The 26,089-nt window shown below is 64.3% G+C and carries 22 protein-coding genes, 1 tRNA gene and 1 pseudogene; 18 read left to right on the top strand and 6 right to left on the bottom strand.

Annotation, left to right across the window (positions count from 1 at the left end; genetic code table 11):
* Positions 1 to 18 precede the first annotated feature (18 nt).
* The 6 genes and pseudogenes from C8J36_RS00005 to C8J36_RS00030 all read left to right on the top strand — a co-directional run bounded on the left by C8J36_RS00005 (position 19) and on the right by C8J36_RS00030 (position 5,743).
* Positions 19 to 95: transfer RNA gene (locus C8J36_RS00005), tRNA-Met, on the top strand.
* A gap of 326 nt (positions 96 to 421) precedes the next feature.
* Positions 422 to 1,560, top strand: a pseudogene (locus C8J36_RS00010) (helix-turn-helix domain-containing protein).
* Positions 1,561 to 1,585: 25 nt separating this feature from the next.
* Positions 1,586 to 2,683 carry an efflux RND transporter periplasmic adaptor subunit gene (locus tag C8J36_RS00015; RefSeq protein ID WP_132531185.1) on the top strand — a complete coding sequence of 366 codons (1,098 nt, stop codon included), beginning with the start codon at positions 1,586 to 1,588 and terminating at the stop codon, positions 2,681 to 2,683.
* The gene (locus C8J36_RS00020) at positions 2,680 to 3,384 is read left to right on the top strand and encodes an ABC transporter ATP-binding protein (protein ID WP_132531188.1); all 705 of its coding nucleotides are present in this window, start codon (positions 2,680 to 2,682) and stop codon (positions 3,382 to 3,384) included. Before C8J36_RS00015 ends, C8J36_RS00020 begins: the two co-directional genes overlap by 4 nt.
* Positions 3,381 to 4,523 carry an ABC transporter permease gene (locus C8J36_RS00025; RefSeq protein WP_132531191.1) on the top strand — a complete coding sequence of 381 codons (1,143 nt, stop codon included), beginning with the start codon at positions 3,381 to 3,383 and terminating at the stop codon, positions 4,521 to 4,523. Before C8J36_RS00020 ends, C8J36_RS00025 begins: the two co-directional genes overlap by 4 nt.
* A gap of 5 nt (positions 4,524 to 4,528) precedes the next feature.
* A complete protein-coding gene (locus C8J36_RS00030) occupies positions 4,529 to 5,743 on the top strand; it encodes an ABC transporter permease (protein WP_132531194.1) in 1,215 nt (404 codons plus the stop codon).
* Between the two features lie 10 nt (positions 5,744 to 5,753).
* Here C8J36_RS00030 and C8J36_RS00035 read toward each other — a convergent pair whose 3' ends face one another.
* Both C8J36_RS00035 and C8J36_RS00040 read right to left on the bottom strand, forming a co-directional pair.
* A complete protein-coding gene (locus C8J36_RS00035) occupies positions 5,754 to 6,872 on the bottom strand; it encodes a metallophosphoesterase (RefSeq protein ID WP_132531197.1) in 1,119 nt (372 codons plus the stop codon).
* Between the two features lie 212 nt (positions 6,873 to 7,084).
* The gene (locus tag C8J36_RS00040) at positions 7,085 to 8,341 is read right to left on the bottom strand and encodes a carboxymuconolactone decarboxylase family protein (RefSeq protein WP_132531200.1); all 1,257 of its coding nucleotides are present in this window, start codon (positions 8,339 to 8,341) and stop codon (positions 7,085 to 7,087) included.
* 387 nt (positions 8,342 to 8,728) lie between these two features.
* Between C8J36_RS00040 and C8J36_RS00045 the strand changes: the two genes are divergently transcribed.
* The 4 genes from C8J36_RS00045 (at position 8,729) to C8J36_RS00060 (ending at position 12,625) form a co-directional block, all read left to right on the top strand.
* Positions 8,729 to 9,094 carry a response regulator gene (locus C8J36_RS00045; RefSeq protein WP_062593244.1) on the top strand — a complete coding sequence of 122 codons (366 nt, stop codon included), beginning with the start codon at positions 8,729 to 8,731 and terminating at the stop codon, positions 9,092 to 9,094.
* A gap of 28 nt (positions 9,095 to 9,122) precedes the next feature.
* Positions 9,123 to 10,502, top strand: a complete 1,380-nt coding sequence (locus C8J36_RS00050; protein WP_132531203.1) for a PAS domain S-box protein — start codon at positions 9,123 to 9,125, stop codon at positions 10,500 to 10,502.
* Positions 10,503 to 10,885: 383 nt separating this feature from the next.
* Positions 10,886 to 12,061, top strand: a complete 1,176-nt coding sequence (locus C8J36_RS00055) for a zinc-dependent alcohol dehydrogenase (RefSeq protein WP_132531206.1) — start codon at positions 10,886 to 10,888, stop codon at positions 12,059 to 12,061.
* Between the two features lie 12 nt (positions 12,062 to 12,073).
* Positions 12,074 to 12,625 (top strand): hypothetical protein, encoded by a 552-nt coding sequence (locus C8J36_RS00060; protein ID WP_132531209.1) that lies wholly within the window; start codon positions 12,074 to 12,076, stop codon positions 12,623 to 12,625.
* A gap of 102 nt (positions 12,626 to 12,727) precedes the next feature.
* On the opposite strand, the gene C8J36_RS00065 is transcribed toward C8J36_RS00060, so the two are convergent.
* Complete coding sequence (locus C8J36_RS00065) at positions 12,728 to 14,524, bottom strand: calcium-binding protein (RefSeq protein ID WP_132531212.1); 1,797 nt, start codon at positions 14,522 to 14,524, stop codon at positions 12,728 to 12,730.
* A gap of 556 nt (positions 14,525 to 15,080) precedes the next feature.
* Here C8J36_RS00065 and C8J36_RS00070 point away from each other — a divergent pair.
* From C8J36_RS00070 to ugpC, 5 genes are all read left to right on the top strand, one after another.
* Positions 15,081 to 16,271, top strand: a complete 1,191-nt coding sequence (locus C8J36_RS00070; protein WP_132531215.1) for a Gfo/Idh/MocA family oxidoreductase — start codon at positions 15,081 to 15,083, stop codon at positions 16,269 to 16,271.
* Between the two features lie 11 nt (positions 16,272 to 16,282).
* A complete protein-coding gene (locus tag C8J36_RS00075; RefSeq protein WP_132531218.1) occupies positions 16,283 to 17,167 on the top strand; it encodes a sugar ABC transporter permease in 885 nt (294 codons plus the stop codon).
* Positions 17,164 to 18,024 (top strand): carbohydrate ABC transporter permease, encoded by an 861-nt coding sequence (locus tag C8J36_RS00080; protein WP_132531221.1) that lies wholly within the window; start codon positions 17,164 to 17,166, stop codon positions 18,022 to 18,024. The genes C8J36_RS00075 and C8J36_RS00080 overlap by 4 nt, the downstream gene beginning before the upstream one ends.
* Positions 18,025 to 18,057: 33 nt before the next feature.
* Positions 18,058 to 19,296 carry an extracellular solute-binding protein gene (locus C8J36_RS00085; protein ID WP_132531224.1) on the top strand — a complete coding sequence of 413 codons (1,239 nt, stop codon included), beginning with the start codon at positions 18,058 to 18,060 and terminating at the stop codon, positions 19,294 to 19,296.
* A gap of 138 nt (positions 19,297 to 19,434) precedes the next feature.
* Positions 19,435 to 20,562: a sn-glycerol-3-phosphate ABC transporter ATP-binding protein UgpC gene (gene ugpC, locus C8J36_RS00090; RefSeq protein WP_165914902.1), complete on the top strand. Its 1,128-nt coding sequence runs from the start codon at positions 19,435 to 19,437 to the stop codon at positions 20,560 to 20,562.
* A 54-nt stretch (positions 20,563 to 20,616) separates the two neighbouring features.
* Here ugpC and C8J36_RS00095 read toward each other — a convergent pair whose 3' ends face one another.
* From C8J36_RS00095 to C8J36_RS00105, 3 genes are all read right to left on the bottom strand, one after another.
* Positions 20,617 to 21,708 (bottom strand): D-TA family PLP-dependent enzyme, encoded by a 1,092-nt coding sequence (locus tag C8J36_RS00095; protein WP_132531230.1) that lies wholly within the window; start codon positions 21,706 to 21,708, stop codon positions 20,617 to 20,619.
* Between the two features lie 87 nt (positions 21,709 to 21,795).
* A complete protein-coding gene (locus tag C8J36_RS00100) occupies positions 21,796 to 23,280 on the bottom strand; it encodes a M81 family metallopeptidase (protein WP_132531233.1) in 1,485 nt (494 codons plus the stop codon).
* A 75-nt stretch (positions 23,281 to 23,355) separates the two neighbouring features.
* On the bottom strand, positions 23,356 to 23,841 hold the full coding sequence (locus tag C8J36_RS00105; protein ID WP_132531236.1) for a hypothetical protein: 486 nt from the start codon (positions 23,839 to 23,841) through the stop codon (positions 23,356 to 23,358).
* A 113-nt stretch (positions 23,842 to 23,954) separates the two neighbouring features.
* Here C8J36_RS00105 and C8J36_RS00110 point away from each other — a divergent pair, with 113 nt between their 5' ends.
* From C8J36_RS00110 to C8J36_RS00120, 3 genes are read left to right on the top strand one after another with little or no spacing between them, the layout of a single operon-like run.
* Positions 23,955 to 24,341, top strand: a complete 387-nt coding sequence (locus C8J36_RS00110) for a RidA family protein (RefSeq protein WP_062591685.1) — start codon at positions 23,955 to 23,957, stop codon at positions 24,339 to 24,341.
* Positions 24,342 to 24,381: 40 nt separating this feature from the next.
* A complete protein-coding gene (locus C8J36_RS00115; RefSeq protein ID WP_132531239.1) occupies positions 24,382 to 25,245 on the top strand; it encodes a MurR/RpiR family transcriptional regulator in 864 nt (287 codons plus the stop codon).
* A gap of 40 nt (positions 25,246 to 25,285) precedes the next feature.
* Positions 25,286 to 26,062 carry an SDR family oxidoreductase gene (locus tag C8J36_RS00120; protein WP_132531242.1) on the top strand — a complete coding sequence of 259 codons (777 nt, stop codon included), beginning with the start codon at positions 25,286 to 25,288 and terminating at the stop codon, positions 26,060 to 26,062.
* Positions 26,063 to 26,089 lie beyond the last annotated feature (27 nt).

Genomic DNA, 26,089 nt, shown 5'->3' on the forward strand with positions numbered 1-26,089 from the left:
CAGTACCCCATAACCTTCCGCGGGGTGGAGCAGCCCGGTAGCTCGTCAGGCTCATAACCTGAAGGCCGCAGGTTCAAATCCTGCCCCCGCAACCAAAACACACCACAGATTAAAACAAACATACCAATACCCCCGCGCCGTAAAGGCCGGGGGTTTTGGCGTTTCTGGGATGCGTGACGCGGGGGAGGGGATCGCGTGCCATCTGGCTCAGTGCAGCACCGAATGCTCGGCCGGTAGTGGCGCGTCCGATGGTGCTGGGTGCTGGGGGCGCGTCCGATGGTGCTGGGTGCTGAGCGATCCGAATTGTGGAGGACGTGATCGGCATCGCCGGGATCGATAAGGCGGGGGCGACGGTGGTCAAACCATCGTCGCCGGGAGACCTCGATCCTGATCGAGGTCGCGGGGGGCATCGGAATTTGCCATGATGGCGCTTTCGTCTTCATCCAGATCGTCGCGCTCCCGATGCCCTTCATTCCGCTGCCCTTCGTCGTTGCCCTCCTGCTTCTCGTGCTTCTCGTCACCGTGCTTCGACGGGACGAGGGGGTGTCGCGGCGTCTTGCGCTGATCATCTTGATCGTCATCAGCATCTGGCAATCGGTCCTCTCCGGGCTGCGCTGGGGCTATGACGTGCAGGCGATGATGTTTCTGGCGCCTGTCGGGCCGGCGCTCGTTCCGCCGCTTGCCTATGCCGGTGTTGAAAATCTCGTGCGGGGGAAGAGGCCGTGGGGGTGGTGGCGATATGGAGTTCATGGGCTTCCCACCCTGACGATCGTGCTGCTCCTCGTTCTCGAGCGGGAGGCGATCGATGTGGCTCTGATCGCGATCTTCGTCGGCTATGCCCTTGCCATCCTCCGTCTCATGCGGCCCGGCACGGATGCCTTGCGATTGGCGCCGTTCGAGGGGGCGGCGCCGGCCTATCGCGCCAGTCTGTTCACGGCACTTTGCCTTCTTCTCTCGGCAGCCGTCGATCTGTTCGTCGTTCTGGATCTCGCCTGGGCGCAAGGCGCCAATATCCGACCGGTGATCGCAATCGCCAATCTCTGCCTGCTCGTGATCCTGGCGATCGCAGCCGCATCGACCGGTGCGCCGCCGGAACGGGTCCCGGTCATGCCGTCCGCTCTGGACGTTCCGGCTCCCGATGTGTCGTCTTCGAACAGGCCGGCCCCCGAGGCGGCAACGGCCGAAGAGGCCGGGACGATGGACGCCATCGAACGCCTCATGCAGACAAAGCGCGTCTATCGTGACGTCGATCTCAACCTCGACCGCCTGGCCCGCAAGGCCGGAATACCCGCCCGCCAGATCTCCGCCGCCATCAACCGCGCAACCGGAAAGAATGTCTCGCAATATGTCAACGAGCAGCGCATCGCGGACGCCTGCCGGCTGCTGACGGACACCGGGCGTTCGGTCACCGAGATCATGTTCGATGTCGGCTTTCAGACGAAATCGAATTTCAACCGCGAGTTCAAGCGCGTAACCGAGATGACGCCGCTGCAGTGGCGGGAGAGAGCGTCCTCGAACGCGATCGAGCACGACCTCGATCCTGTTTCGGGTCTCGACTGAGACCGGCGATCGTCAGTCTGGGGGCATGAAACACCAGATCGACCATCCCACACCTCACGCCCTCTCCCTCGTCGAGACGCTTCAATCCTTCTCGTCCGAGGCAAGGCCAGCTTCCATCCCGACGCGTGATCCTCCGCGTCGGCCCATCATCGCCATCGGCGTCCTTGTTCTCATGGCTGGCGCCGGTGTGGCCTTGCTGTTTTCGCACGGTGCAGACGTCTTTTCGGGACCGACGGCATCGCCATCGCGGGACCAGATGGCCGCGCCCCAGTCATTGCCATCGTCTGCACCCGATGCGCTTGCCCCGTCGCCGGCCGTGCCCTTGGCCGTCCGCGAAATCACCGGCTCGGGCTTCGTCGTTGCGGAGCAGGGAACCCGCATTTTTTCGCGATATGAAGGCCGGGTCATCACGGTTGCCGTCGATGTTGGCGATCTCGTGCGGCGCGGGCAGGTGCTCGTCGTGCTGGAAGATCGCGATGCCAGGTTCGCGCTCGAGCAGGCACAAGCCGCACAGGCCGCCGCGCAGCTGCAAGAGGCCGCACGGCGCATCGACCTTTCGCAAGCCGAGGCCGAACGCGACCGGACGGAGCGGCTCTTTGCGAGCGACGCCGTGTCCAGACAGGCGCTCGATCAGGCCCGTCTTCGGCGGGATCAGGCCGAGAATGCCGCGGCGCAGGCGCGCCAGGCGGTCGAAAGTGCGGGAATTTCGCTTCGCATCGCGCAGGAGCGTCTCGAGGAGCAGACGATTTCCGCACCCTTCTCGGGAAGGGTGACCGGCCTCTCCGTGCATGTCGGCGATACGGTTCTGTCGCGCGCCGACAGCGTGCGCGAAGACCAGAGCCTGATGATGCTGACCGATATGAACCGCCTCGCGATCGATGCGGATGTGGCGGAGACCACGGTCGCGGCGCTGACGCCGGGGCTTGCCGGCGAGGCCGTGCTCGATGCGTTTCCGGACAAGCCGTTCCGGGTTGCAATCCGGCGTCTTGCGCCGGTCGCCTCGGCCGAGAAGGGAACGGTGGCGCTCCGCCTCGACCTCGTCGATCCGCCGCAAGGGCTGCGGCCCAACATGGCGGCGCGCATTCGCATTCCCATCCACCCGACAGGAGATATCGCGCCATGACGGACACGCCGGACATCTACATTCAACTTCAGAGCGTCAGCAAAGCCTATCATATTGCCGGGCAGGCGATCCCGATCTTTTCCGGCCTCGATCTGGCGATCCCCCGCGGCGACTTCGTGGCCGTCATGGGGCCTTCCGGCTCCGGAAAATCGACGCTTCTCAACATGCTGGCCGGGATCGACCGACCGGATGCCGGGCGCGTGCGCATCGGCACGCATCAGCTCGACCAGATGGGCGAGGCGGCCCGTGGCGCCTGGCGGGCGCATCACATGGGCATCGTCTTTCAGTTCTACAATCTTCTGCCCATGCTGACTGCCGCGGAGAATGTCGAGCTTCCGCTTCTTCTGAAGCCTCTTTCGGCGCGGGAGCGGCGTCTGCGGGTCGAGCGCGTGCTCGATCTCGTCGGGCTCTCCGGACGCGAGCGGCAATATCCCGGCATGATGTCCGGCGGTCAGCAACAGCGCGTCGGCATCGCCCGGGCCATCGTCGCCGATCCGGGCCTTCTGCTTTGCGACGAGCCGACCGGCGATCTCGATCGCACGTCCGCCGATGACATTCTGGAGATGTTGCAGACGCTCAATCAGGTGCTCGGCAAGACGATCCTCATGGCGACGCACGATCCGCAGGCGGCCCGGCTTGCGAAGCGGACGCTGCATCTCGACAAGGGCGTCTTCGTCGAAGAAGCGAGGGCGCCTCGATGAGCTTTTATTCTCTCGCGAAACGCAACGCGCTGCGAAAACCCCTGCGCGCCGTTCTCCTCATCATCTGTATCGCCATCGCGTTCCTGATCTATGGCCTGACGACGAGTTTCCTTAGGGGTGCCCAGAGCGCTTCGGCGGCGAGCGAGGATATCCTCGGTATCACCAGTGCCGGCGGGCGGGCACAGGCGTTGCCGATCCATTTTCTGTCCAGACTTGCCGACATTCCCGACGTCGCCGCCGTTGGCTATGTCGCGCGCCTGCGGGGCTATGCGGGTGTCGAGAAGAACAGGATTGCCGTCAGCGCGGCGGATATGCCGCGGTTGATGCAGGTCAACGGCAAGGGCCTGGGTCTGACGCCGGCGCTGCTCTCGGCCATGGACGGCGCGCGTGACCGCGTGCTCGTCGGCCGGGCGCTGGCCGAGGCACAGGGCTGGGTGGTCGGTCAGCGCGTGACGATCACGGCGTTCGATGTGTTCCCGCAGGCAGGCGGTCGCGACTGGCGGTTCGAGATTGCCGGCATTTTTGACGGCGAGACGGCCTCGACCGATACCTATTTCATGATTGCCCGCTTCGACTATGTGAACGCGGTCCGGGCGCGCGGACGGGATATGGTCGATGCCTTCGTCGTCCTGCCATCGCCGGCCGTGTCTCCAGCCGTTCTCGCCGCCCGGATCGATGCGCGGTTTTCCAGCTCCGCCACGCCCACGCAGACCCAGTCGGAGAAGCAGTTCCTGGAGGCGTTCCTCCGGCAATATGCCGATGTCGGGCTGATCGTGAACCTCGTCGTCGGCGCTGCTTTCGTCACGCTTCTGATGATCGTGATCAACACGATGATCTTCGCGATCCGGGAGCGGACCTTCGAGATCGGCGTCTTGAAGACGCTCGGCTTCTCGCGGGGCCATATCGTCGCGCTCGTTCTGGTGGAGACCGCCTTCGTCGTCCTGCTTGGCGGGAGCGTCGGGTTGTCTCTGGCATGGCTTGCCGCGCAGCTTGCCGGAGCCGAGCTCGGGCTCGTCTTTTCGGCTGCGGTGCTCGCCAAGGGTGTGGCGATCATGGTCGCGCTCAGTCTTGCGACCGGCGCGCTTCCGGCCATCGCGGCGCTTCGCATTCCCGTCATCAACGCCTTCAGAACACGGTGATCTCCATGTCCATGCTTCTCAGACAGACCGGCATCCTCATCCGTGTCAATCTTCTCAGCCTGCCGCGTCGTCTCGCAATCTCCCTGTCGATGGCCTTGTCCATCGCCCTCGTCGTTTGCGTGCTTGCCGGTTTTCTGGCTTTGGCCAAGGGTTTCGAGCGCGCGCTTGCCGGAGCGGGGTCGCCCCGGGTGGCCGTGGTCCTCGGCGGCGGCACGCAGCAGGAAAGCGGCTCGGATATTCCGGCCGAGGCCGTCCGCACCCTGCAGGCGACGACGGACGATATCGGCGTCGTCCGGGATGCGGCAGGACAACTGGTCGCCTCGCGGGAGATCGTGGTCGCGGTGGACGTCGAGACGGCGGGCGACGAGACGGTGGGCGACGAGGCGGCCCGCACCATTGCGGTCCGTGGCATGGATCGCGCGGGAGCCGCCATGCGCGATCAGGTTGCGCTATCGGCTGGGCGGCTCTTCGTGCCGGGTGCGCGGGAGATCGTCGTCGGCGACCAGCTTGCCGCCACGCTCGGCATGACGGTCGGCCGCAGCGTCCGGCTTGGCGCGGTGGACTGGATGGTGGTCGGGCAGTTTTCGGCCCATGGCAGCGCGTTCGAGTCCGAGATCTGGGCCGATCTCGATGCGGTGCGTGCGGCCTTCGATCGGGAAAATGCGGTGCAGAGCCTGCGCCTGCGATTGATGGACCCGGCCGGGCTCGGGCGTCTGCAGGCCCGATTGGCGACGGTCGGAACGGTGCCTTTGTCTGCGCTGTCGGAGGCGGATCTCTATGCGGCGCAATCGGGCCACACGACGCGGCTCATCCGCCTTTTCGCCTGGCCGCTGGCCTTGCTGATGGCGATCGGCGCGACGGCGGGGGCGCTGAACACGATGATGAGTTCGGTGTCCGACAGGACGGTCGAGATCGCCACGGTCCGGGCGCTCGGTTTCCGACGATCTGCTGCCTTCGTCGGAACCTGGGTGGAGGCGTTGTGCCTGGCCGCTGTCGGCGTGGCCCTTGGCCTCGTCGTGTCCTGGCTCGCCTTCAATGGCTGGCAAGCCAGCACCATCGGGGCCAACAATGCGCGGCTCGCCTTCCAGCTGTCGGTGACGCCGGATGTCGCTGTCGTCGCCGGGCTACTCGGCCTGGCGATCGGCGCGCTCGGCGGTCTCGTCCCGGCGTTCGCCGCCACGCGCCTGCCGCTGACGGCGGCTCTCCGGGCGCGAGGGTAGGTGACGTCTTCTAACCCTTGCGGCGGAAGGTGATGACCGTGAGTTCCGAAGGGCGGCCGAGGCGGAGCGCGAAGCCGGGCCAGAGGCCCGTGCCGTTGTTGACGTAAAGCTGCAGGCCGCCGACCGTGTAGAGGCCGGAGACGAAACCGTTGTTCGGGCCGGAAACGAGGCGGTCGAGGCCCATCACCATGCCGCCATGGGTGTGGCCCGAAAGCTGCAACGCGACCCCGGCTGCCGCGGCCGTCTGCGCCTCGCGCGGCTGGTGGTCGAGAAGGATGATCGGCGCGTCGGACCGCGCGCCCTTCAGGGCTTGCGCCAGATCGGGGCCGGGCAGGCCGTTGGCGCGCGCGGAAAGATCGGTCACGCCCGCAATGGTGATCGAGCCACCGTCCCGGGCGACCGACACATGCGCGTTTTCGAGCACCGTCATGCCGAGCGAGGCGAAATGGGCCATCCATCCGGTATAGCCGAAGAAATATTCGTGGTTGCCGGGAATGGCGATCACGCCGTCGCGGGCGCTGAGACCGGCGAGCGGCGCCACATCGTCGCGGCGGTTTTCCAGACTTCCGTCGATCAGGTCGCCGGTGATGACGATCACGTCCGGCGCGAGCGCGTTGGCCTTCTCGACGACCGCTTCGGCCCAGGCTCGTGGAAAGAGCCGGCTGATATGCATGTCGGTCAGCTGCAGCATCCGATAGCCGTCGAAGGACGGCGGCAGGTCGGGAATGGCGATCTCGATCGATTTCAGCGGGGGAACGCGGATGGCATTGGCAACGCCGATGCCTGCCGTGACCAGCGCCGTAACGCCCATGGCGTATCGGACCACAGGCGGCACGGCGATCCAGTGACCTTTCACGAGGGCGAGCCCGATCGACACCAGATCGAGTGCGATCTGGAGAACGGCCAGAAGAATGATGGCACCGAACAGCAGGTTGAAGCCGATCACCAGCCAGCGCGGAAACTCCGGCGAGAAGACGGAGCCCGAGGAGATGCGGCTGAACAGGTGATACTGGGAGGCCAGCAGAAGCAGGATGGCCAGCACCGCCTTTGCCGACCAGAGCCAGGGAAGAGGCTGGATGAAGCGGACGAGGACGACCAGCCAGGGGAGGCCGAAGATGAGATGAAACATGCGCCGCCGGCTGTGAGGATGAGGACAGGGTCTGGTGTAGCATACGACGGCGATGCGGGACTGGACTTTCTTGCGGGCAAAAAGACCTTGGGGCAGAGAGCCCGGCCCGCACACCGCGTTCCGGGCGACCGTGTCGTCGCCCGGCGCCTTTCAGCCCGTTGGTCCTGGGGGGCGGGGCGACCATTCCCGGACGGCCCGCAGGGCTGTCGGTCTCAGTCGATCGCGGGGCCGGCCGCGTATTGCGCGTCGGTCACCTTGTCGAGCCAGGTGACGACGCTGCCGTCAAGGGCTTCGGCCACCGCGAAGTGGACCATGGGCGTATCGGCGGCGGCGCCGTGCCAGTGCTTGACCAGCGGCGGAATCCACACGACGTCTCCGGGGCCGAAGGCCTCGCGCGGGCCGCCCTCCTTCTGCACCCAGCCCCGGCCGGAGACGATGTAGAGCGTCTGCCCGAGCGGATGCGTGTGCCAGGCGGTGCGCGCCCCCGCCGGAAAGGACACGGTCGCGCCGCTGATGCGGGCGGGGTCCGTGCCCTTGTAGGGCGCGGAAATCTGCACATCTCCGGTGAAGTAAGCGTCCGGACCCGGCTTGGCGTCAGCGCCGGCACGGGTCAGGGTGATGTCGGGGTTTGCGGTCTCGGACGGTTCGGACATGGCTTCGGCTTTCTTTTCCTGACGGGCGGCCCCTTCATCACGGGCAGCAAGGACCTTCTCCAGGACGGGAACCGCCGACATGGCCCGCGGCCAGCCGGCATAGAAGCCGAGATGGGTCACGACCTCTGCAGCTTCCGTCGCCGTCAACCCGTTGTCCATGGCCCGGTTCAAATGAAATGGCAACTGTTCGGGCTGGCCGATGGCAACGAGCGCGGCCATGGTGACAAGGCTGCGGTCCCGCGCGCTGAGATCCGGGCGCTGCCAGAGATCGCCGAAGAGAACCTCGTTCGTCAGCTCTGCAAGGGCCGGCGCGGTCGGCGCGACCGACGCATCGACCGTGCGGCGGCGTGCGGCTTCCGCTCCGGGCTCCAGCACGATCCGTCCCGCGTCGCTTTCGCCGACGGCTGCGATCTTGCGAGCCTCGAACACGGTCTTCGTCTCGGTCACGGCGGACATGGCATTCGGCCAGCCGGTATAGAAGGCGAGATGGGTGATGAGTTCGCCGATTTCCTGCGGCTTCACGCCATTGTCGAGCGCCCGCCCGACATGACCGCCGATTTGCGCCGTTCGGCCGGTGGCGACAAGGGCCGCGACGGTCACGAGGCTGCGATCACGGGCGGCAAGCTGCGGGCGGCGCCAGACGTCGCCGAAGAGGACGTCGTCGGTAAAATGGCCGAGCCCCGGCGCGACATCGTAGACGGCTGCGGGCGCGATGCGGGTTCGCCGGTTTTCCCCGGCTTCGGTGCCGGTGGTTTCGGCGGCAGCGCCTGTGGCGGCGAGTGCCGAAAGGGCAATGGTGGTGGCTATGGTCTTCATGAGGACCTCCGGTCGTTGGTCCGCACCCGGTGAATGGGAGGTGGCGTGCGGCACCATGCAGATAGGTGCTTTAAGCGCCTGGATTAGCCCTCGAAAACCGCATGGACCTATCGATTTTCGCCATGAATGACCGTCTGCGGACATGCTTGCCCTGCCGGCCCGTCGTCTTCGCGCCGCAAAGCGCGCCGATACCGGACAGCCGCATCACCGAGGATCTTGCGCAAGGGAGGCGATTGATTCTATCGCCTTCGTCCGCGGAACCGAACCGACCGATGCGGGGTTCGGCACCGTTACGAAAGCCGGATGCCCGCCTGCAACGACAGGACCGAAACGCAAGGGCATCGGATCGGCGCAAAGAGGAAACGACAGGATGACGAGGTACGGGTTGTGAGCGAGGAAGCGGAACTTTTCGACAAGGTCTTTCTCGTCGTCGAAGACGAATATCTGGTGGCGGCGGATATTATGGATGTGCTGGGCCGCGCCGGAGCCGACGTGATCGGACCCGTGTCGTCGCTGGAAGGCGCCTTGAAGCTGGTGGACGAGGCGGAACAGATCGATGCCGCGGTTCTCGACATTCATCTGCGCGGCGCGGAGGTCTATCCGGTGGCGGATGCGCTGTCCCTGCGCAAGGTGCCTTTCGCCTTCCTGACGGCCTATGACCGGCGCGATCTGCCCGAGCGGTTTCGCCAGTCGCCCTTTCTCCAGAAACCGGCCGATCCCGACGAACTTCTACAGCTCCTGAGCCGGTTATAATTCGGCCGACAGACAGAGGATCCGGGCCATGACCTTTCATGATGCGCCTCACCCTCCACTTCTCGCTCCGAAAAGCGATGATCTCCTGCGGGTCGTCTTCGAGAGCGCGATCGATTTTGCCATCTTCTCCCTCGACGCCGAGGGGCGCGTGACGAGCTGGAACGCTGGCGCCGAGCGCGTGCTGGGCTATACGGAAACCGATATTCTCGGGCAGTCCGGCGACGTGATCTTCACGCCGGAAGACAGGACGGCCGGCTTGCCGGCGCTGGAGCGGGGGGATGCCCGAACGCACGGGCGGGCGGAGGACGAGCGCTGGCAGATGCGCAAGGACGGCACCCGCTTCTGGGCATCGGGGCTGACCATGCCGCTCAGCGACGGATCCGGTTTCGTGAAAATCCTGCGCGACCGGACGGAATCGCACCTTGCGGGCCAGAGGCTGAGCGAGAACGAGGAGCGTTTTCGCCTGCTGGCCACCAACATTCCCCAGCTCGTGTTCCGCTGCGTGGCGGATGGGTCCCGCACCTGGGGCAGTCCGCAATGGGTCGAATATTCCGGCCTCGACCAGCCGCAGAGCCTTGGGCTCGGCTGGCTGAACGCGGTCCACCCGGAGGATCGCGCGCTGACACTGGCGGCCTGGCAGGCGGCAGCCAGTACCGGCGAATGCTATGTCGAGCATCGCGTTTGCCGTGCGGCCGACGGCGCCTATCGCTGGCACCAGACGCGGGCGCTGCCGGTCATGAGCGCGTATGGCGAAGAGACCGGCGACTGGATCGGCACCATGACTGATATTCACGAGCTTCGGGAGTTGAAAGACCGCCAGGACGTGCTGGTCGCCGAACTTCAGCACCGGACGCGCAATCTCCTGGCCGTCGTCCAGTCGGTCGCCACCCAGACGCTGCGCAGCAGTTCGTCGCTGGAAAGTTTCGGGCCCGAATTTTCGAGCCGCCTGCGCGCGCTGAGCCGGGTTCAGGGGCTCGTGGCGCGGGCGGCGGAATCCATCGCGCTGCGTGACCTGATCGAGGGCGAACTCAGCGCGCACGGGGCCGCCTCGCGCATGGAGGCCGTGCAGGCCGAAGGGCCGCCGGTGACGGTTCCCACGCTCGGCGCGCAGGCGCTCGGCCTTGCGCTGCACGAGCTTGCGACGAATGCGATCAAATATGGTGCGCTGAGCCAGGAGAGCGGCGTGCTGCGCGTTTCCTGGACGGTCGAGGAGGCCGACGGAGAAAGAGCCGTGCGGCTCGAATGGCGGGAGACGGGCGTCCGCATGCCGCAAGGTGAGACGCCGCGCCGCAAGGGCTATGGCCGCGAGCTGATCGAGCGCGCGCTGCCTTACCAGCTGAATGCGAAGACCGAGTTGCAGTTTCTGGATAACGGCATCCGTTGCCTGATCCGGGTTCCGCTTCTCTGATCAAGACCTCACGGTCGTCAACGGCCGTGTGCCTCATGGCCGGGCCTCCGATCGCGCTGAGCGCCGCCGCCGGGCTTTGCGGGCCCAGGCACCGGCGTCTGTCCGAGCGTCGCCTGTCCACCGGCGGGGGCCATCGGCCTGGAAGCCGAGGGAAGGCATCGCTGACGTCGCGGTTTTTTTCCGTTCGTATGCAACCGGGCCATGGCCGTATGATCGCCGCATCGCGCAGGCGCCTGACGTTCTTGCGGACGTGGGAATGCGAGCTTTTCTGGAACCTTTCGGGAGAGGACCGGTTCCGAAAGTCCGGTCCGGTTGGCGAACACGTGTTCTGTCGGCCCTGTTTTGCGTCCAGCCGGAGTACCCTTTGAACAACGGAGGCCTTTATGCGCGCGCTCGTCTGGCATGGCAAAGAAGATATCCGGTGCGACACCGTCACCGATCCCGAAATCGAGGATCCCCGCGATGCGATCATCAAGGTGACCAGCTGCGCGATCTGCGGATCGGACCTGCATCTGTTTCACAATTTCATACCGGCGATGATGCCGGGCGACATCATGGGCCACGAGATGATGGGCGAGGTCGTGGAGACCGGGTCCGGAATGAACGGCAAACTGAAGAAGGGCGACCGGATCGTCGTGCCCTTCACCATTCAATGCGGCGAATGCGACCAGTGCCGGCGCGGCAATTTTTCGGTCTGTGAACGCTCCAACCGCAACAAGGCTCTGGCCGACAAGGCCTTCGGCCATGCGACGGCGGGCCTGTTCGGCTATACCCACCTGACCGGCGGGTATCCCGGCGGCCAGGCCGAATATCTGCGCGTTCCCTTTGCGGACTCGACCCATATCAAGGTGCCGGACAGCCTGACCGACGAGCAGGTTCTGTTCCTCGGCGATATCTTTCCGACCGGCTGGCAGGCCGCCGTGCATTGCGACATCGAGCCCACGGATACGGTGGTCGTTTGGGGTTGCGGGCCTGTCGGCCAGATGGCCATCCGCAGCGCGGTGCTGCTCGGCGCCAAGCTCGTCGTGGCGATCGACTGCATTCCCGAGCGCCTGGGCATGGCCCAAGCCGGCGGCGCCTTGACCATCGACTTCAGCGCGGAAAGCGTCGTGGAGCGGCTGAACGAGCTGACCGACGGCAAGGGGCCGGAGAAGTGTATCGACGCGGTGGGGCTGGAGAGCCACGTCTCCATGAACCAGCCGGATACGCTGCTCGATCGCGCCAAGCAGATGATGCTGCTGGAGAACGACCGGCCGCATGTGCTGCGGGAGATGATCTATGTCTGCCGTCCCGGCGGCATCATCTCCATTCCCGGCGTCTATTCGGGCCTTGTCGACAAGATTCCGTTGGGGCAGGCGATGAACAAGGGGCTGACGTTCCGCATGGGACAGACGCATGTCAACCGCTGGACGCCGGATCTGGTGCGCCGGATCGAGGAGGGGCAGATCGATCCCTCCTTCGTCATCACACACACCGCGACGCTCGAGGAAGGCCCCGAGATGTACAAGGTTTTCCGCAACAAGCAGGACAGCTGCATCAAGGTCGTCCTCAAACCCTGACAGGAGGCAATCATGTCCCTTCTCTCCAGACTGACGCGCAACGAGAGCGATCCGAAAATCCTGTCGTCCGGCCCGCGCCTGCACGATGCGACCGACGGGCTGACGCGCGGGCTCGGATGGTTCAGCCTCGGCCTCGGCTTGTTCCAGATGGTCGCGCCGCAGCGCATCACCCGGGCTTTTGGGCTGCGCGGCGGCGAGCATGTGGTGCGGGCCTATGGGGCCCGGGAAATCGCAAGCGGCATGCTCACGCTCTCGACCGACAAGCGGGCAGGGCTTGCGAGCCGCGTCGCGGGCGATGGCCTCGACATCGTGACGCTGCTGGCGCTGCTCTCGACCGGCAATCCGCGACGCCAGACGGTGAAGACGGCGCTTTTCATGGCCGTCGGGATCGCGGCGATCGATCTTCTGGCGGCAAGTGCGGTGACCGCGAAGCAAGCACGGCCGAAAACCGTCAAGGACTACAGTGATCGATCCGGTTTCCCGCGCGGCGTCGTGGGTGCCCGCGGCATTGCCCGGCAGGCGCGGCCCCACGAGCAGAAGGCCGGCTCGGAAACGACGCACTGACGGCCGATGTCCGGCATGACAGAGGGGGCAGGCGGCGGAGGCCAGGCGAGACCGATGAGGCCCGCACGGTTCCGCCGCCAGATCTTCGACGGCGGGCGCCCGTCAGACGATCAGGATGTCGCCATGATGAAGATCCGACACCTTCGTATCCGCGAGAACCACGCTGCCACCGACCCAGGACAGAACGGCATCCGCGCCGATCTGGACGAAATGCGAGAGTGCCGCATCCGCCGTTTTGAAGAGCGAGGCGCCGAAGAGGAGCATATCGTGGCCCTCCACGCCGTCGTTGAAGTCGGTTATGACATCGCGGCCGGAAGCGACCTTCGAGAAGTCGAAGACATCGTTGCCGATGCCGCCGGACAGTCGGTCGTTGCCGGGCCCCCCTGTCAGTACGTCATTGCCGATCCCGCCATGGAGATCGTCATCGCCCGTATCGCCAAAAAGTTGATCATTGCCGGTGCCGCCGTGCAGGAGGTCGTTGCCCGCACCGCCGCGAAGGACATCTTTGCCGGCGAGACCGAAGATGCGGTCGACGCCTGCCGTGCCGCCGAGACTGTTGTCCCCCGCCGTGCCTTCGACATGGGCGACATAGGTCTTGTCTGCGAACAGCAAGGTGTCGAGCTTGGTGGTCGTCACGGTGTAGCTCGTCGGAAGGAGCGTGCCGAACTCGATCCGCTCGACCGAGGTCATTTCCTTCAGCCCGTATTGTCCTGACAGATCACGCATCACGAGCGTTCCGTCCGAGAGGCGGATGGCCTCGTAGCTGCCGATCGCGCCAGGCATCTGGACCGTATCCGTGCCGTCGCCACCCGCGATCGTATCATTGCCTTTGGAAACGCTGAACCGATCGTTTCCGCCAAAACCTTCCAGGAAGTCGCTTGCCTTGCCGTCCCGCAGCCGGTCGGCCTGATCGGAGCCGAGGATGAAGGCGGGCTGGCCGAAATGGCTGGACGTACTGCGCGCGACATCCTCCACCCAGACGACCGGACGCAGGAGATCGCTCATTTGCGAGACGATGATCGCGCTGTCCTTCTCCATGATCGACGCGAAGCTCGAGCGGACGATCGTTGCGAAGGCGTCGTTGAACAGATTGCCGATATGCGAACTCCAGCCGCCCGGGATGTTGAAGACGGTTGTCGGCCCGAAGGGCGACAGCGGATTGGCGTAGAGGTCATTGAAGAGGACGATATTGTCGGCGGAGCTGCCGAAGTTGCGGTCCTTGTGCAGAAACGCTTCGGTCAATCCCTCTGGAATGCTGTCCGTCGATGTGCCGAGCGAGCGGTAGACGAGGTCGTTCTCGCCGCCGAGGTTCAAGATCTTCTCGCTGTTGTCGTAAATGTTGGGCGAGTCGAACCCGAAATAGTTCGCCGTGTCGTAGAAGCCGTCGGCGACGACGTCGGAGCGCTCCGCCAGGATATTGGCGGCGCCGCCGCCGAGGCTGTAGCCCGTGACGACGACATCCTCGCCCGTCAGACCGTTTGCCTTCGCGAAGCGCGCGGCGGCTTCGAGAACATAGACGAACTGATCGAGATATTCCCCCTTCGCCAGGGCGAAGTAAGCGGGGAGGTCGCCGATATCGCTGGTTCCGGCAAAGCTGACGCCGATCCGCTCGATCGCTCCGCCGGCGCCGGTATAGGCGAGGATCTTGACCTGCGCGCTGGCGGACGTCGCGCCGTGGAAGAAGCCGAAGCTGTCGACGGTGTTTGCGGGAAGACCGACGTCGCTGGCTGTCAGATCATGCCAGCCTGACGGAGGCGAAAAGTTGCCCGTGGTCCCCGTCAGCGTCGTTCCGAGCTCTCCCAGGGCTCCGAACGCACGTAGTTGTCCATAGCGTGCGAGGTTGAATGCCTCCGATACCTCTGCGCCTGCGTCTCTTCCCTTGTAATCAAAGAGTGCCATCGGTTCCTCCCGTTGACGTGTACGTTAACGGAATCTGATTTACGCCTAATTCACGCCTTGCGAAAGTAAAAATGACCGGAATGCCAGGAGACGTGCAGGTCGAGCGCGCGACGGTGCGCCCTCCGCTCGCGAAATGGAGGAGTGTCGTTCGGGCAACCTCAAGGCTGGCAATACCAAAAAAAACCAATTTGCCGGGCATGCGGAGAGCAGAACCAGGAAGGCATTGCATTATAATATCATTGACTACAGTGACTTATGCCGTTCGTTAAAATTCCCTTCCTAAAGGGCTGGACGATTGGCCTGTTTTTGGTATGGTCATTGACGAATGAAGGCGCTCGCCGTTCCGTGTGCTGTCCGCATAACCGGGGCGAAGAAAGCTCCGGGGCTCGGCGGATAGGGTCAGTGCGGTCGATAGGCGAGATCGGGACTCCGTGGATTTTCACTTTGTGAAAATGAATTTCATGGCTGTTCGTGGAAACGGTTTTTATGTTGACGAGATCGCTGATCTGACACAGGCTGCGAAAATTAATTACGAAAAGACGGGGAGCAGGCCGATATGAAGGTCGCCATGATCGGGCTTGGGTTTCGGCTGGGGTATCTCGGCCGTATTTTCAGGGACATGGATCCGACGTTCGAGATCGTCGGTCATGTCGATCCCGCGCCGGCAGGCCTGCCGGGCCTTGCCGAAGCCGGGATTTCCGCCGGAAAGGCCTATGCGACGCCGCAGGAGATGATCGCCTCGGAGACGTTCGATCTCCTGATGGTCGGTTCTCCCAACCACATGCATCTCGATCATATCCGCATCGGGCTCGAGGCCGGGCTGACCGTCTTCACCGAGAAGCCGATCGTCGTGACCATCGAGGAAAGCCTCGAACTGGCGCGTCTGCTCAACCGTCATGGCCATGACAGGCTGCTGGTCGGCCTCGTGCTGCGCTACTCGCCGCTCTATCGCGACCTGCGTCAGGCGCAGGCGGAGGGTCGGCTCGGCGAGATCGTCTCGATCGAGGCGTCCGAGCATATCGAGCCCTATCACGGCGCCTTCTTCATGCGCGACTGGCGCCGCTATGGCCGCTATGCCGGCGGCTTCATGCTGGAAAAGTGCTGCCACGACCTCGACCTTTACAATGGCGTGGTCGGCGCGCGTCCGCGCTACGTGTCGTCCTTCGGCGGCCGCAAGAGCTTCGTTCCCGCCAACGATCCGCGCACTGACGGCGCGAACGACATGGAACTCTATCACCGCAAACCGAGCGGCTGGGAGGGCTCCGACAAGGTGTTCGACAGCGATGGCGACCTGATCGACTACCAGACGGCGATTGTCGAATATGAGAACGGCGCCGCGATGACGTTCCATACCAATCTGAACGTTCCCGACCAGTTCCGCCGCTTCTGCGTGATCGGCTCCAAGGGCATGGCGGAAGGCGACTTCGTGCGCGGCTATCTCGACGTGCACAATGCGCGCAACAATGAAAAGGTCGTCGCCAAGACGTACCAGGCGCCGTCCGAGACCTCCCACCATTATGGTGCCGACGAGCAGATGGCCGAGGACGTCTTCAAGTTCATCACCGAGGGGCAGGCGCTGCCGGTGTCGGCGCTGAACGCCATCGAGGCCGGTATCCTGGCGCTGGCGATGGACGAGGCCCGGTTTGCCCGCAAGGTCGTCGATCTCGCGCCCGTCTGGGCCGAGTACGATGCCTGCCTGCACGGCACGACAGCCGCGTCATCCGCACCGCAGACCAAGTCTGCTTGAGAGGGCCCGTCATGGAAGCCAAACGAAGCACCGTCCTCTTCGCCTGGCTCCTCATGGCGCCGGCCATTCTCTACGTCACCGTCATCGTCGCCTATCCCCTTGTCGATACGTTCATCCTGTCGTTTACGGATGCCTCCCTGAAAAAGACGACGAACTGGGTCGGCTGGGCGAACTACAGCAAGATCTTCAACGCCACCTTCGCCGAAGTCATCATCCGGACCTTCATCTGGACGTTCTTCTCGGTGTCGCTGAAAATGATCATCGGCACGTTCGGCGCGTCCATGCTGAACGCGGCGGTGCCCGGCCGGGCGCTGTTCCGCGTGCTGACCATGCCGCCCTGGATCGTGCCCATGGCGATCGGCATCTTCATGTGGGGCTGGATGTATAACGGCCAGTTCGGCATGATTTCGGGCCTGCTCCAGCGCTTCGGCTTCGTCGACAGCCCGATCGCCTTCCTGGCACAGGGGTCGACCGCCTTCTGGGCGACGGTCATTACCGATGTGTGGATCGGCGTTCCCATGGTCACGCTCTACATGCTGGCCGCGATGCAATCGATCCCGCAGGACCTCTACGAGGCCGCCTGGACGGATGGCGCCGGCCGGCTCTACCGTTTCCGCCGCATCACGCTGCCGCTGCTCGTGCCGTCGATGATCACGATGTCGATGATCTCGCTGATCTCCACCTTCAACTCCTTCGACATCATCTGGATTCTGACGCGCGGCGGGCCGACCGGCGAGACGACGACCATGATCATCGACACCTACAAGACGGCGATCGGCTCCAACAAGTACGGGGAGGGCGCGGCGCGGGCGGTTCTGATCTGCATCTTCCTGTCGATCTTCTGCGTCTTCTATTTCCGCATGACCAGCCGCCTTTCTGCCGGAGACAAGCGATGAAAGAACCGTCCATCCTCATCAACCGCTATGCCTGGTACGAGATCGTCGGCATCTATGCGGGCATCTTCGTCTTTCTCACCTTCCTTCTGGCGCCTTTCGTGGAAGGTTTCCTGGTCTCGCTGAAGCCACTCAGCCAGCTGTTCTCGTCGCCCTATCGCTTCATTCCGAAGAACGGATCGTTCGAGGCCTACCGGACCATGTGGGTCAGCGTGCCCGGCTTTGCGCGCTACATCTTCAATTCGCTGTTCATCTCCAGCGTCGTCACCATCGCGGTGCTGATCCTCGTCGTGCCCGCGGCCTACGCCTTTGCCCGGTTCGAGTTCAAGGGCTCGGGCCAGCTGCTCGGCGCCTTTCTCGCGGTCAACATGTTCTCGGGCGCCGTGCTGCTCATCCCGCTCTTCCGGCTGATGCGCTCGCTCGGCGTGCTGAACACCTATTTTGCGATGATCGTGCCGGGCGTCGCGTTCCTGATCCCTACGGCCATCTGGCTCCTGCGCACCTATATGATGCGGATCCCACGAGAGCTGGACGAAGCCGCCTTCATGGACGGCGCCAGCCACTTCTACACGTTGCGCCGCGTCATCCTGCCGATCGCCATGCCCGGTATCGTGGTGGTCGCCATCACGACCTTCATCGGGTCCTATGCGCAGCAGTTCATCTATGCGCTCACCTTCAATTCAAAGTCCGAATATGCGCCGCTCCCGGTCGGGTTGTTCGCCTATTTCGGACGTCAGGAAGTCGTCTGGAACGAACTCATGGCGGCGAGCTTCGTCGGCATCGCCCCGGCCATGATCGTGATCTTCTTCCTGCAACGCTATCTCGTCAGCGGCCTGACCGCCGGCGCGGTGAAACAATAAGACCAACCACCAGAGAACAACGGGAGCTTAAACGTGACAATCCAATTCAAGACCGGCCTCATGGCCCTTGCATTGCTCGGCTCGACCGCACTCGGCACGATGACTGCCACAGTCGCACAGGCCGCAGACCAGGAAATCAGCTGGATCTATTGCGGCGACAAGATCGACCCGATCCATGAAAAGTACATCAAGGAGTGGGAAGGCAAGAACGCCGGCTGGACCGTGAAGCCCGAGCTCGTCGGCTGGGAACAGTGCCAGGACAAGGCGACGACGCTGGCCGCTGCCGGCAACCCGGTTGGCATGGCCTATGTCGGCTCGCGCACGCTGAAGGAATTCGCCGAGAACGACCTGATCGTTCCCGTGCCGATGACCGACGCGGAAAAGAAGACCTACTACCCCAACATCGTCGACACCGTCACCTTCGACGACAACCAGTGGGGCGTGCCGATCGCCTTCTCGACCAAGGCGCTCTACTGGAACAAGGACCTCTTCGCGAAGGCCGGGCTCGATCCCGAAACGCCGCCGAAGACCTGGGCCGAAGAGATCGCCTTCGCCAAGCAGATCAAGGAAAAGACCGGCATTGCCGGCTACGGCCTTCCGGCCAAGACCTTCGACAACACCATGCACCAGTTCATGCATTGGGTTTACACCAATAATGGCAAGGTCATCGATGGCGACAAGATCGTCATGGATAGCCCAGAAGTGCTGGCAGCCCTGCAGGCCGTCAAGGACATCACGCCCTATTCCGTCGAAGGTGCGACCGCCTACGAACAGAACGAAATCCGCGCCATCTTCCTCGATGGCAAGGCCGGCATGATCCAGTCCGCATCGGGCGCCGCAGCGCTGCTGAAGAAGACCGACATGAAGTGGGGCGTTGCGCCGCTGCCGCTCGGTCCCTCGGCCAAGGGTGAGGGCACGCTGCTCATCACCGACAGCCTGGCGATCTTCAAGGGCACGGGCGTCGAGGACAAGGCGATCGAATTCGCCAAGTTCATCACCTCGCCGGGCCCGCAGGGCGAATACGAACTGCAGGGCGGCGCTGGCCTGACCCCGCTGCGCCCTTCGGCCAAGGTTGACGAATTCGTCAAGGCCGATCCGTCGTGGAAGCCGTTTATCGACGGTATCGCCTTCGGTGGTCCGGAGCCCCTGTTCAAGGATTACAAGGGCTTCCAGAATGCTGTCATCGAAATGGTCCAGTCGGTCGTCACCGGCAAGGCCGAGCCGGCAGATGCTCTGAAGAAGGCTTCGGCCGCGATCGAAGAGTACAAATAAGCTTGTCCAGCCTGCTGTCGCGGCGGCCCTTGCCGTCGCGACAGTCCCTTCCCGGGGCGTAGGACCGGCCTGCCTGCCGACCCGTTTCCCTTTTTCGTCCAGACCAACGCCGCCCGCTTCGGCGACCGGAGACCGATCGTGATACAGCTCTTCCTCAACAAGGTGCAGAAGTCCTACGGCGACTTCGAAGTGCTCAAGGGCGTCCAGCTCGAGGTGACGACCGGCGAGTTCGTCGTCTTCGTCGGCCCGTCCGGCTGCGGCAAGTCCACGCTCTTGCGCATGATCGCGGGTCTCGACTCCACCACGAGCGGCGACATCGTCATCGACGGCGTTCGCGTCAACGATCTGCCGCCGGTCAAGCGCGGCATCGCCATGGTCTTCCAGTCCTATGCGCTCTATCCGCATATGACGGTGTTCGAGAACATCGCCTTTCCCCTGCGCGTGGAAAAGATGGAGGAGAGCAAGCTCAAGGCCAAGGTCGAGAACGCCGCGCGCATCCTGCATCTCGATCAGCGCCTGCAGCAGAAGCCAGGCATGCTGTCCGGCGGCCAGCGCCAGCGCGTCGCCATCGGCCGCGCCATCGTGCGCGAGCCGAAGATCTTCCTGTTCGACGAGCCGCTGTCCAACCTCGATGCGGCGCTGCGGGCCGACATGCGCATCGAGCTTGCGAAGCTCCATCGCGAACTCAAGGCGACGATGATCTACGTGACGCATGACCAGGTGGAAGCCATGACCATGGCCGACCGCATCGTCGTGCTGAATGCCGGCGATATCTCGCAGGTCGGCGCGCCGCTGGAGCTGTACCACAAGCCGAAAAACCTGTTCGTCGCCGGTTTCATCGGCAATCCGAAAATGAACTTCGTGCCGGTCACCTGCACCGCCGTCGGCCCCGCCGGCGTCACCGTCGACTATCAGGGCCAGACGGTCACGATCCCGGTCGCAAGTCGCGCAGATCTCGTCGGGCAGGTTTTGACGCTCGGCATTCGTCCCGAACATACGATGCTGACGCCCGGCGACCTCAACATTCCGATCATCCCCTCGGTGATCGAGCGTCTGGGCATCAATACCGTCGCCTATTCCAGCCTGTCGGACGGCACGCCCTATTGCGTGCTGCTGCCCGGTTCCGCGCCGCTTGCCGTCGAACAGCCTGTTTCCACCGGCATCATGGCGGCCGATTGCCATCTGTTCGAGGCCGATGGCGTAGCGCTGGAGCGCACCGTGGACTGGCAGACGCTCGAGATACCCGCAGCTATGACGGCGGCTTAAGGGCCTAAACGAAGGGTGGAAGGGCCGGGCGCCCTTCCGCAGTCTCGCAGTCTCTCACCACACAAGGCCGCGCGCGGCGACGTCCTCGATGCGCGTCACCACGCCGTTTCGATGAAACGTCATGATGTCGAACAGGTTCGACACCACGCAGGTGTGGTTCGGCACGATCAGCACCTTGTCGCCGATCTCGGGCCGCGCGCCGGAGACCCACGACAGGTCCACCACGCCGTGCTCCTCGGACAGGCCCGAGATGACGGCGTCGGGATAATCGACGAGCATGCCATAATCCGAAAATCCGAGAAGGTCCGATGTCAGCGCCTTGGAACCGGCGTCGAGCACGGCGCGGTCGGGCGTGGGGCGCGCGACGACGGTTGCCAGCACCTGCATGGCGCAGTCCTCCAGCGAGCAATGGCCGGAGCGGGCCATGGCACGGTCGTTGTAAACATAGGTGCCGGCACGGTGCTCGGTGGCGGACGGAACCCGATGGGCCGAGAACAGGCTCGGTGTGCCGCCGTTGCTGACGATCGGGCAGGGGATGCCGAGAGCGGCAAGGCTGGCGATCGCGCTTGCGAAGAACGCCTCCACCGCCGCTTCGTCATGGGCCTTCGGATAGGTCATCAAGCCGCCGAAGACGAGGCCATCGGCCGCCGCGATCCTCTGGCCGAGAGCCACGGCCGCCGCCGGATCCTGCACGCCGCAGCGTCCAGCGCCGGTGTCGCATTCGACCAGCACCGTCAGCGGCCTGGCGCCGGCGAAACGCGCTGCGAGGCCTTTGACCGTCACCCCGCTGTCGGCGACGACTTTCAGGCCTGCGATGCGTTCGTTCAGCGCCCTCAGCCGGTCGAGCTTTTCGGGCCCGAGAATATTGAAGGTGATGAGGATGTCCTCAAAACCGGCGTCCGCGAAAACCTCGGCTTCCGTGATCTTCTGGCAATTGATGCCGCGCGCGCCGGCCGCTTCCTGCGCCTTGGCGATGGCCGGGATCTTGTGGGTCTTGATATGCGGGCGAAAGGCGAGGCCATGGCCGTCGAGATAGGTCTGCACGCGGGCGATGTTCGCGGCCAGCCTGTCCTCGTCGATGAGGGGCAGGGGCGTCGACAGCGACAGGATGGGCTGGCCGACCTGCGGCCGCAGCGGGGTTGTCATCGGCGTCTCTCCCGTTGGTTTCGTCGTCTTCACAGTGGTTCCTCGTCTGCGGCTTGCGCGAGCTTTGCACAGGCGCAGGCGCCATTCCTATCCCGCATCCCGTGTCATCGTGGCAAGTCCATGCGGATCCTCGACAATGGGCCAGATGTTTCGGGAGGCGCGGCGATAGGCTGTCTTGGCCGGGTTGTTCGGATAGGGCGAGCCGGCCGCGCAATAGAGGATCTCGGAGGCGATCTTGGAAAAGGCGGCATAGAAGTGGTTGGTGGACTTGATCACCAGCAGATGCTTTGTCATCGGGTCGATGCCGAGCGCGGTGAAGAGCGAGGGATCGTAGCTCTGGACCCGCACCGAACTGAGGATGATGTCGATGCCGTTAAGATGGATATGCGCGGCATCGCCGAAGGGCGCGACGCTTTCGCCGAAGCGCATTTCGGCGTTGCGGACGACGCGTCGGATCGTAACCTGCCCGTCGATCGGGTTGCCGGTACCGGGCGCGGATTTCGCGCCGAAGCGGAGGGGGATTTCCGCGCCTTCGCCGGCCGCCATGCAGATCTGCACGGCGATCGGGTCCCAGATCATGCCGACAGCCACATTTGTCACGCCGCGGGCAAGGAGGGCCGCAAGGATGACCGTCGCATCGCCCGCCGTGCCGCCACCGGGATTGTCCCACATATCGGCGATGACGACAGGCCCGAGCGGGTTCGCCAGCGCCCGGTCGATCGCTTCCGCCTCATCGATCTGCGGCATCATGAAGGTTCCGCGCCGGGAAAACAGCTCCAGACCGAGGTCGCGCGCCAGCCGCTCGCCTTTCTCTTTCTGTCCGTCGGTGATCGCGATCGTCTTCGTGCCCATCTCCGGCACGTCGCCGGCCATAAAGCCGTGGATGACGGAGAGGGAGAGGATCTCTGGATCGTCGGCCTCCATCCGCATCAGCCGATCGACAAAGGAGCGCATCGGATCGCGCGAGGTCGGGAAGACGTCGATCATCCGGCAGTCGAACACGGACATGACAGGCTTCACGCGCCCCTCCAGCGCATCCACCGCGATCCGCCAGAGGTCCTCGGCGCGCGCGACGAAGTCGGTATGGGGGAACTCCTTGAACGCGACGAAGAAATCGACGGCCGCAACGCGCTTGGCGGTGAGGTGGCTGTGCGGATCGATTTCGGCGCAGACGAGCCTATCAGGCCCGACGATCTCGCGGATGCGGGCGAGCAGATCGCCTTCCGGATCGAGATAGCCATCGGCCACCATCGCGCCGTGCAGGCCCATGACCACGCCATCGACGGGCATCGCGGCCTTCAACTGGTCGAGGATCTCGTCGCGCAGGCTCTCATAGGCCTGCCGGTTGATCAGGCCCGCCGGGTCCGCCCAGGCGGCCGTGCCCTCGATCAGCGCCCAGCCTTTTTCCGCACAGACCTTTCGCCCCACCGTGATCGGTGCGGTGCAGAGCGTCGGCGTTTCCGGATGCTCGCCCGGAGGCGCGTAGAGGGACTCCTCGAAGGCGCGGCGGTCGATGCAGATCGGCGCGAAGGTATTGGTTTCCGTGGCAAGGGCGGCGGTAAAGAGACGCACGGTGTTCGGCCTTCCACAGGTTGGCGGGGTCAGGAGTGGGCATGGCAGGCGCCGATCGCGCGCCGTCCGTCATCGCTACCGGGCGGGGTTCGGCAGGTAGCCGGTGAAGCCGCAGATCTTCCAGCGCCCCTCGTGCAGACGGCAGGTGTAGAGCGTCTGCCACTGCATCACGTCGAGGCTGCCATCGGTCTTGCGGATGCCGCCCTGGAATTTCTTGCGGGCAAGCGCCGTCTCGCCCATCACCTCGATCGCCTCCAGCGTCGTCGTGGCAAAGATCGCCTGGCGCGGGTCCTCGCCATAGGTCTGGCCCTGAAAATCGCGGGCCTGCTTCAGCCACTCGTCGCGATAGGCGGCGAGGGAGGGAAAGGCGAGGGTCCAGTCGTCCGGGTCCGGCTTGTGATTGCCGCTGATGGCCAGAAAGCCGTCCTCGACGAAGTCGCCCGCGACCATCGACCAGTCCGCCGCCAGAAAGGCATCGATATCGCGGGGAACCAGCATGTCCCAGATAGCGTGGCGCGCCACGTCGCTTGCCGGAAAGGGATTGGCATGGGGATCACGCATGGGACGACCTCGGGTCTAAATTATTTTCATGGAGGCTCGAAAACTCTGGTCAAGTTCGGTTTTCTATGGTCCATTGTCAACAATTGACGAAAATAATTTGCAAGAGGGCCGGGATGACCATCACGCGATATGGCACGGAGAAAGCCGGTGCCGGTGGCCAGAGACTGCCTTTCGCCCGCGCCGTGGAGGCTGCCGGCTGGCTGCACGTGTCCGGCCAGGTGGCCATGGAAGACGGCGAGATCATTTCGGGCGGCATCGTCGAGCAGACGCACAAGACCATCGCCAATCTCCTCGCTATTCTGGACGAGGCCGGCTACGGCGTCGAGCATGTCGTGCGCTGCGGCGTCTGGCTGGACGATCCGCGCGACTTCTGGACTTTCAACAAGATCTACCAGACCTATTTCGGCGAGCACCCGCCGGCGCGCGCCTGCGTTCAGGCGTCCATGATGGTGGATTGCAAGGTCGAGATCGACTGCGTCGCCTACAAGGCGCCGGTCTGACGGCTTCAGGCGCCGGGCGGGCAAGCTTCGGGGAGGCGGAATGGATATCTTCACGACGATCCAGGAAGGCCGGGCGCAGTTTTCGCCGTCCGAGCAGCGGATCGCCGATATTCTCCTCGGCGACTTCGAATTCGCGGTCAATGCCTCCATCATCGAGCTTGCCGAACGGGCGGAGGTCTCGCCGCCGACGGTCACGCGCTTCTGCCGCAATGTCGGCTGCCAGAGCTTTTCCGACTTCAAGGTCAATCTCGCCAAGACCGCCTTCATCGGCGTGCGCTATCTCAACCCCGAGGCGAAAAGCACCGAGCCGGCCGATGTGGCGGAAGACGTGATCACCAAAGCGCAGAACGCGCTGTTCATGATGCATCGCGCGCTCGATCCCGTGCTTCTCGACAAGGTGGCCGACCGGCTGTCGCGCGCCGAAATGGTCTATACGTTCGGCTCGGGCGGCAACTCCTCGATGATCGCGACCGAGCTGCAGAACCGGCTGTTTCGCCTCGGCTCCCGCGTCACCGCCAGCAACGATCACAATATGCAGCTGATGCTGACGGCTGCCGCGCGCACCAACGACGTGATCGTCGGCTCTTCCTTTTCGGGCCGCAACCAGGAACTCGCCCGCTGCTTCGCGCTCGCCCGCGAAAGCGGCATCACCACCATCGCGCTCACGCAATCGGACAGTCCGGTGGCGCAGGCGGCGGAACTCGTCATCGGCATCGATCTGCCGGAGGGGGTGAACATTTTCCGGCCGACCTCCACCCGCTTCGCCTTCCTCGCGGTGGTGGATGTGATCGCGAGCCTCGTTGCCTATCGCAACCGCAAGCTCTCGACCGTGACGCTGCGCCACATCAAGCAACAGCTGGTCGAACACCGCGACGGTGACGACCGCCAGATTCTCGGAGACTGACCATGCCGTGCACCTCTGCCTACGGGCGTGCGAAATGCCGATGACCCGTTCGATTGCCGTCGTCACGGGTGCGGCCGGCGATATCGGCCGCGCGATTGCAGCCCGCTTGTCGGACAGCCACGATATCGTCGCGCTGGTCGATATCGATGCCGCGGCGCTGGAGCTTGCCGCCCGTGAACTCGGTTCTTCCGAGCGTTTCATCTCCGTCGTCTGCGACATCACGGACGAGGCGAGCATAAGTGCGATGGCGGAGGTCGCGGCCGGGCTCGGCCGCGTGCGCACGCTGGTCAACAATGCCGGTGCCGCGCGCGCCGTGAGCCTGCACGATACGGACGGTGCGATCTGGCGGGCCGATGCCGCGCTCAATCTGGAAGCGCCGTTTCTGGTGTTCCGCGCGCTGGAAACCGCGCTGAAAGAAGCGCAGGGCGCGGTCGTCAACATCGCTTCCGTCAACGGCCTCGCCGTGTTCGGCCACCCGGCCTACAGCGCGGCCAAGGCCGGGCTCATTCATCTGACGCAGTCGATCGCGGTCGAATACGGCAAGTTCGGCATCCGCGCCAATGCGGTCGCGCCGGGCACGGTGCGCACGCAGGCCTGGGAAGCGCGCGCCAGCGCCAATCCGCAGGTGTTCGAGGATGTGAAGCGCTGGTACGCGCTGCGCCGGATCGCAACCGCCGAAGACGTTGCCAATGCCGTGTTCTTCCTCGCCAGCGAGCAGGCCCGCGCCATCACCGGCGTCTGCCTTGCGGTGGATTGCGGGCTGACCGCGGGCCAGGCCGAGCTGGCGCGGACCTTTTCGCAATCCGACCATTACTGACATCACGACCGTCCAGAAGGGAAACCA

The sequence above is a fragment of the Rhizobium sp. PP-F2F-G48 genome, assembly GCF_004342335.1.
GTDB lineage: Bacteria > Pseudomonadota > Alphaproteobacteria > Rhizobiales > Rhizobiaceae > Ferranicluibacter.

What these genes read in the sequence shown, in the direction of transcription:
- C8J36_RS00025 (WP_132531191.1), top strand. Translation starts at nt 3,381, where the DNA reads ATGAGCTTTTATTCTCTCGCGAAACGCAACGCGCTGCGAAAACCCCTG.
- C8J36_RS00015 (WP_132531185.1), top strand. Translation starts at nt 1,586, where the DNA reads ATGAAACACCAGATCGACCATCCCACACCTCACGCCCTCTCCCTCGTC.
- C8J36_RS00115 (WP_132531239.1), top strand. Translation starts at nt 24,382, where the DNA reads ATGGATATCTTCACGACGATCCAGGAAGGCCGGGCGCAGTTTTCGCCG.
- C8J36_RS00050 (WP_132531203.1), top strand. Translation starts at nt 9,123, where the DNA reads ATGACCTTTCATGATGCGCCTCACCCTCCACTTCTCGCTCCGAAAAGC.
- C8J36_RS00020 (WP_132531188.1), top strand. Translation starts at nt 2,680, where the DNA reads ATGACGGACACGCCGGACATCTACATTCAACTTCAGAGCGTCAGCAAA.
- C8J36_RS00035 (WP_132531197.1), bottom strand. Translation starts at nt 6,872, where the DNA reads ATGTTTCATCTCATCTTCGGCCTCCCCTGGCTGGTCGTCCTCGTCCGC.
- C8J36_RS00065 (WP_132531212.1), bottom strand. Translation starts at nt 14,524, where the DNA reads ATGGCACTCTTTGATTACAAGGGAAGAGACGCAGGCGCAGAGGTATCG.
- C8J36_RS00080 (WP_132531221.1), top strand. Translation starts at nt 17,164, where the DNA reads ATGAAAGAACCGTCCATCCTCATCAACCGCTATGCCTGGTACGAGATC.
- C8J36_RS00040 (WP_132531200.1), bottom strand. Translation starts at nt 8,341, where the DNA reads ATGAAGACCATAGCCACCACCATTGCCCTTTCGGCACTCGCCGCCACA.
- C8J36_RS00060 (WP_132531209.1), top strand. Translation starts at nt 12,074, where the DNA reads ATGTCCCTTCTCTCCAGACTGACGCGCAACGAGAGCGATCCGAAAATC.
- C8J36_RS00110 (WP_062591685.1), top strand. Translation starts at nt 23,955, where the DNA reads ATGACCATCACGCGATATGGCACGGAGAAAGCCGGTGCCGGTGGCCAG.
- C8J36_RS00030 (WP_132531194.1), top strand. Translation starts at nt 4,529, where the DNA reads ATGTCCATGCTTCTCAGACAGACCGGCATCCTCATCCGTGTCAATCTT.
- C8J36_RS00070 (WP_132531215.1), top strand. Translation starts at nt 15,081, where the DNA reads ATGAAGGTCGCCATGATCGGGCTTGGGTTTCGGCTGGGGTATCTCGGC.
- C8J36_RS00120 (WP_132531242.1), top strand. Translation starts at nt 25,286, where the DNA reads ATGACCCGTTCGATTGCCGTCGTCACGGGTGCGGCCGGCGATATCGGC.
- C8J36_RS00105 (WP_132531236.1), bottom strand. Translation starts at nt 23,841, where the DNA reads ATGCGTGATCCCCATGCCAATCCCTTTCCGGCAAGCGACGTGGCGCGC.
- C8J36_RS00055 (WP_132531206.1), top strand. Translation starts at nt 10,886, where the DNA reads ATGCGCGCGCTCGTCTGGCATGGCAAAGAAGATATCCGGTGCGACACC.
- C8J36_RS00095 (WP_132531230.1), bottom strand. Translation starts at nt 21,708, where the DNA reads ATGACAACCCCGCTGCGGCCGCAGGTCGGCCAGCCCATCCTGTCGCTG.
- C8J36_RS00075 (WP_132531218.1), top strand. Translation starts at nt 16,283, where the DNA reads ATGGAAGCCAAACGAAGCACCGTCCTCTTCGCCTGGCTCCTCATGGCG.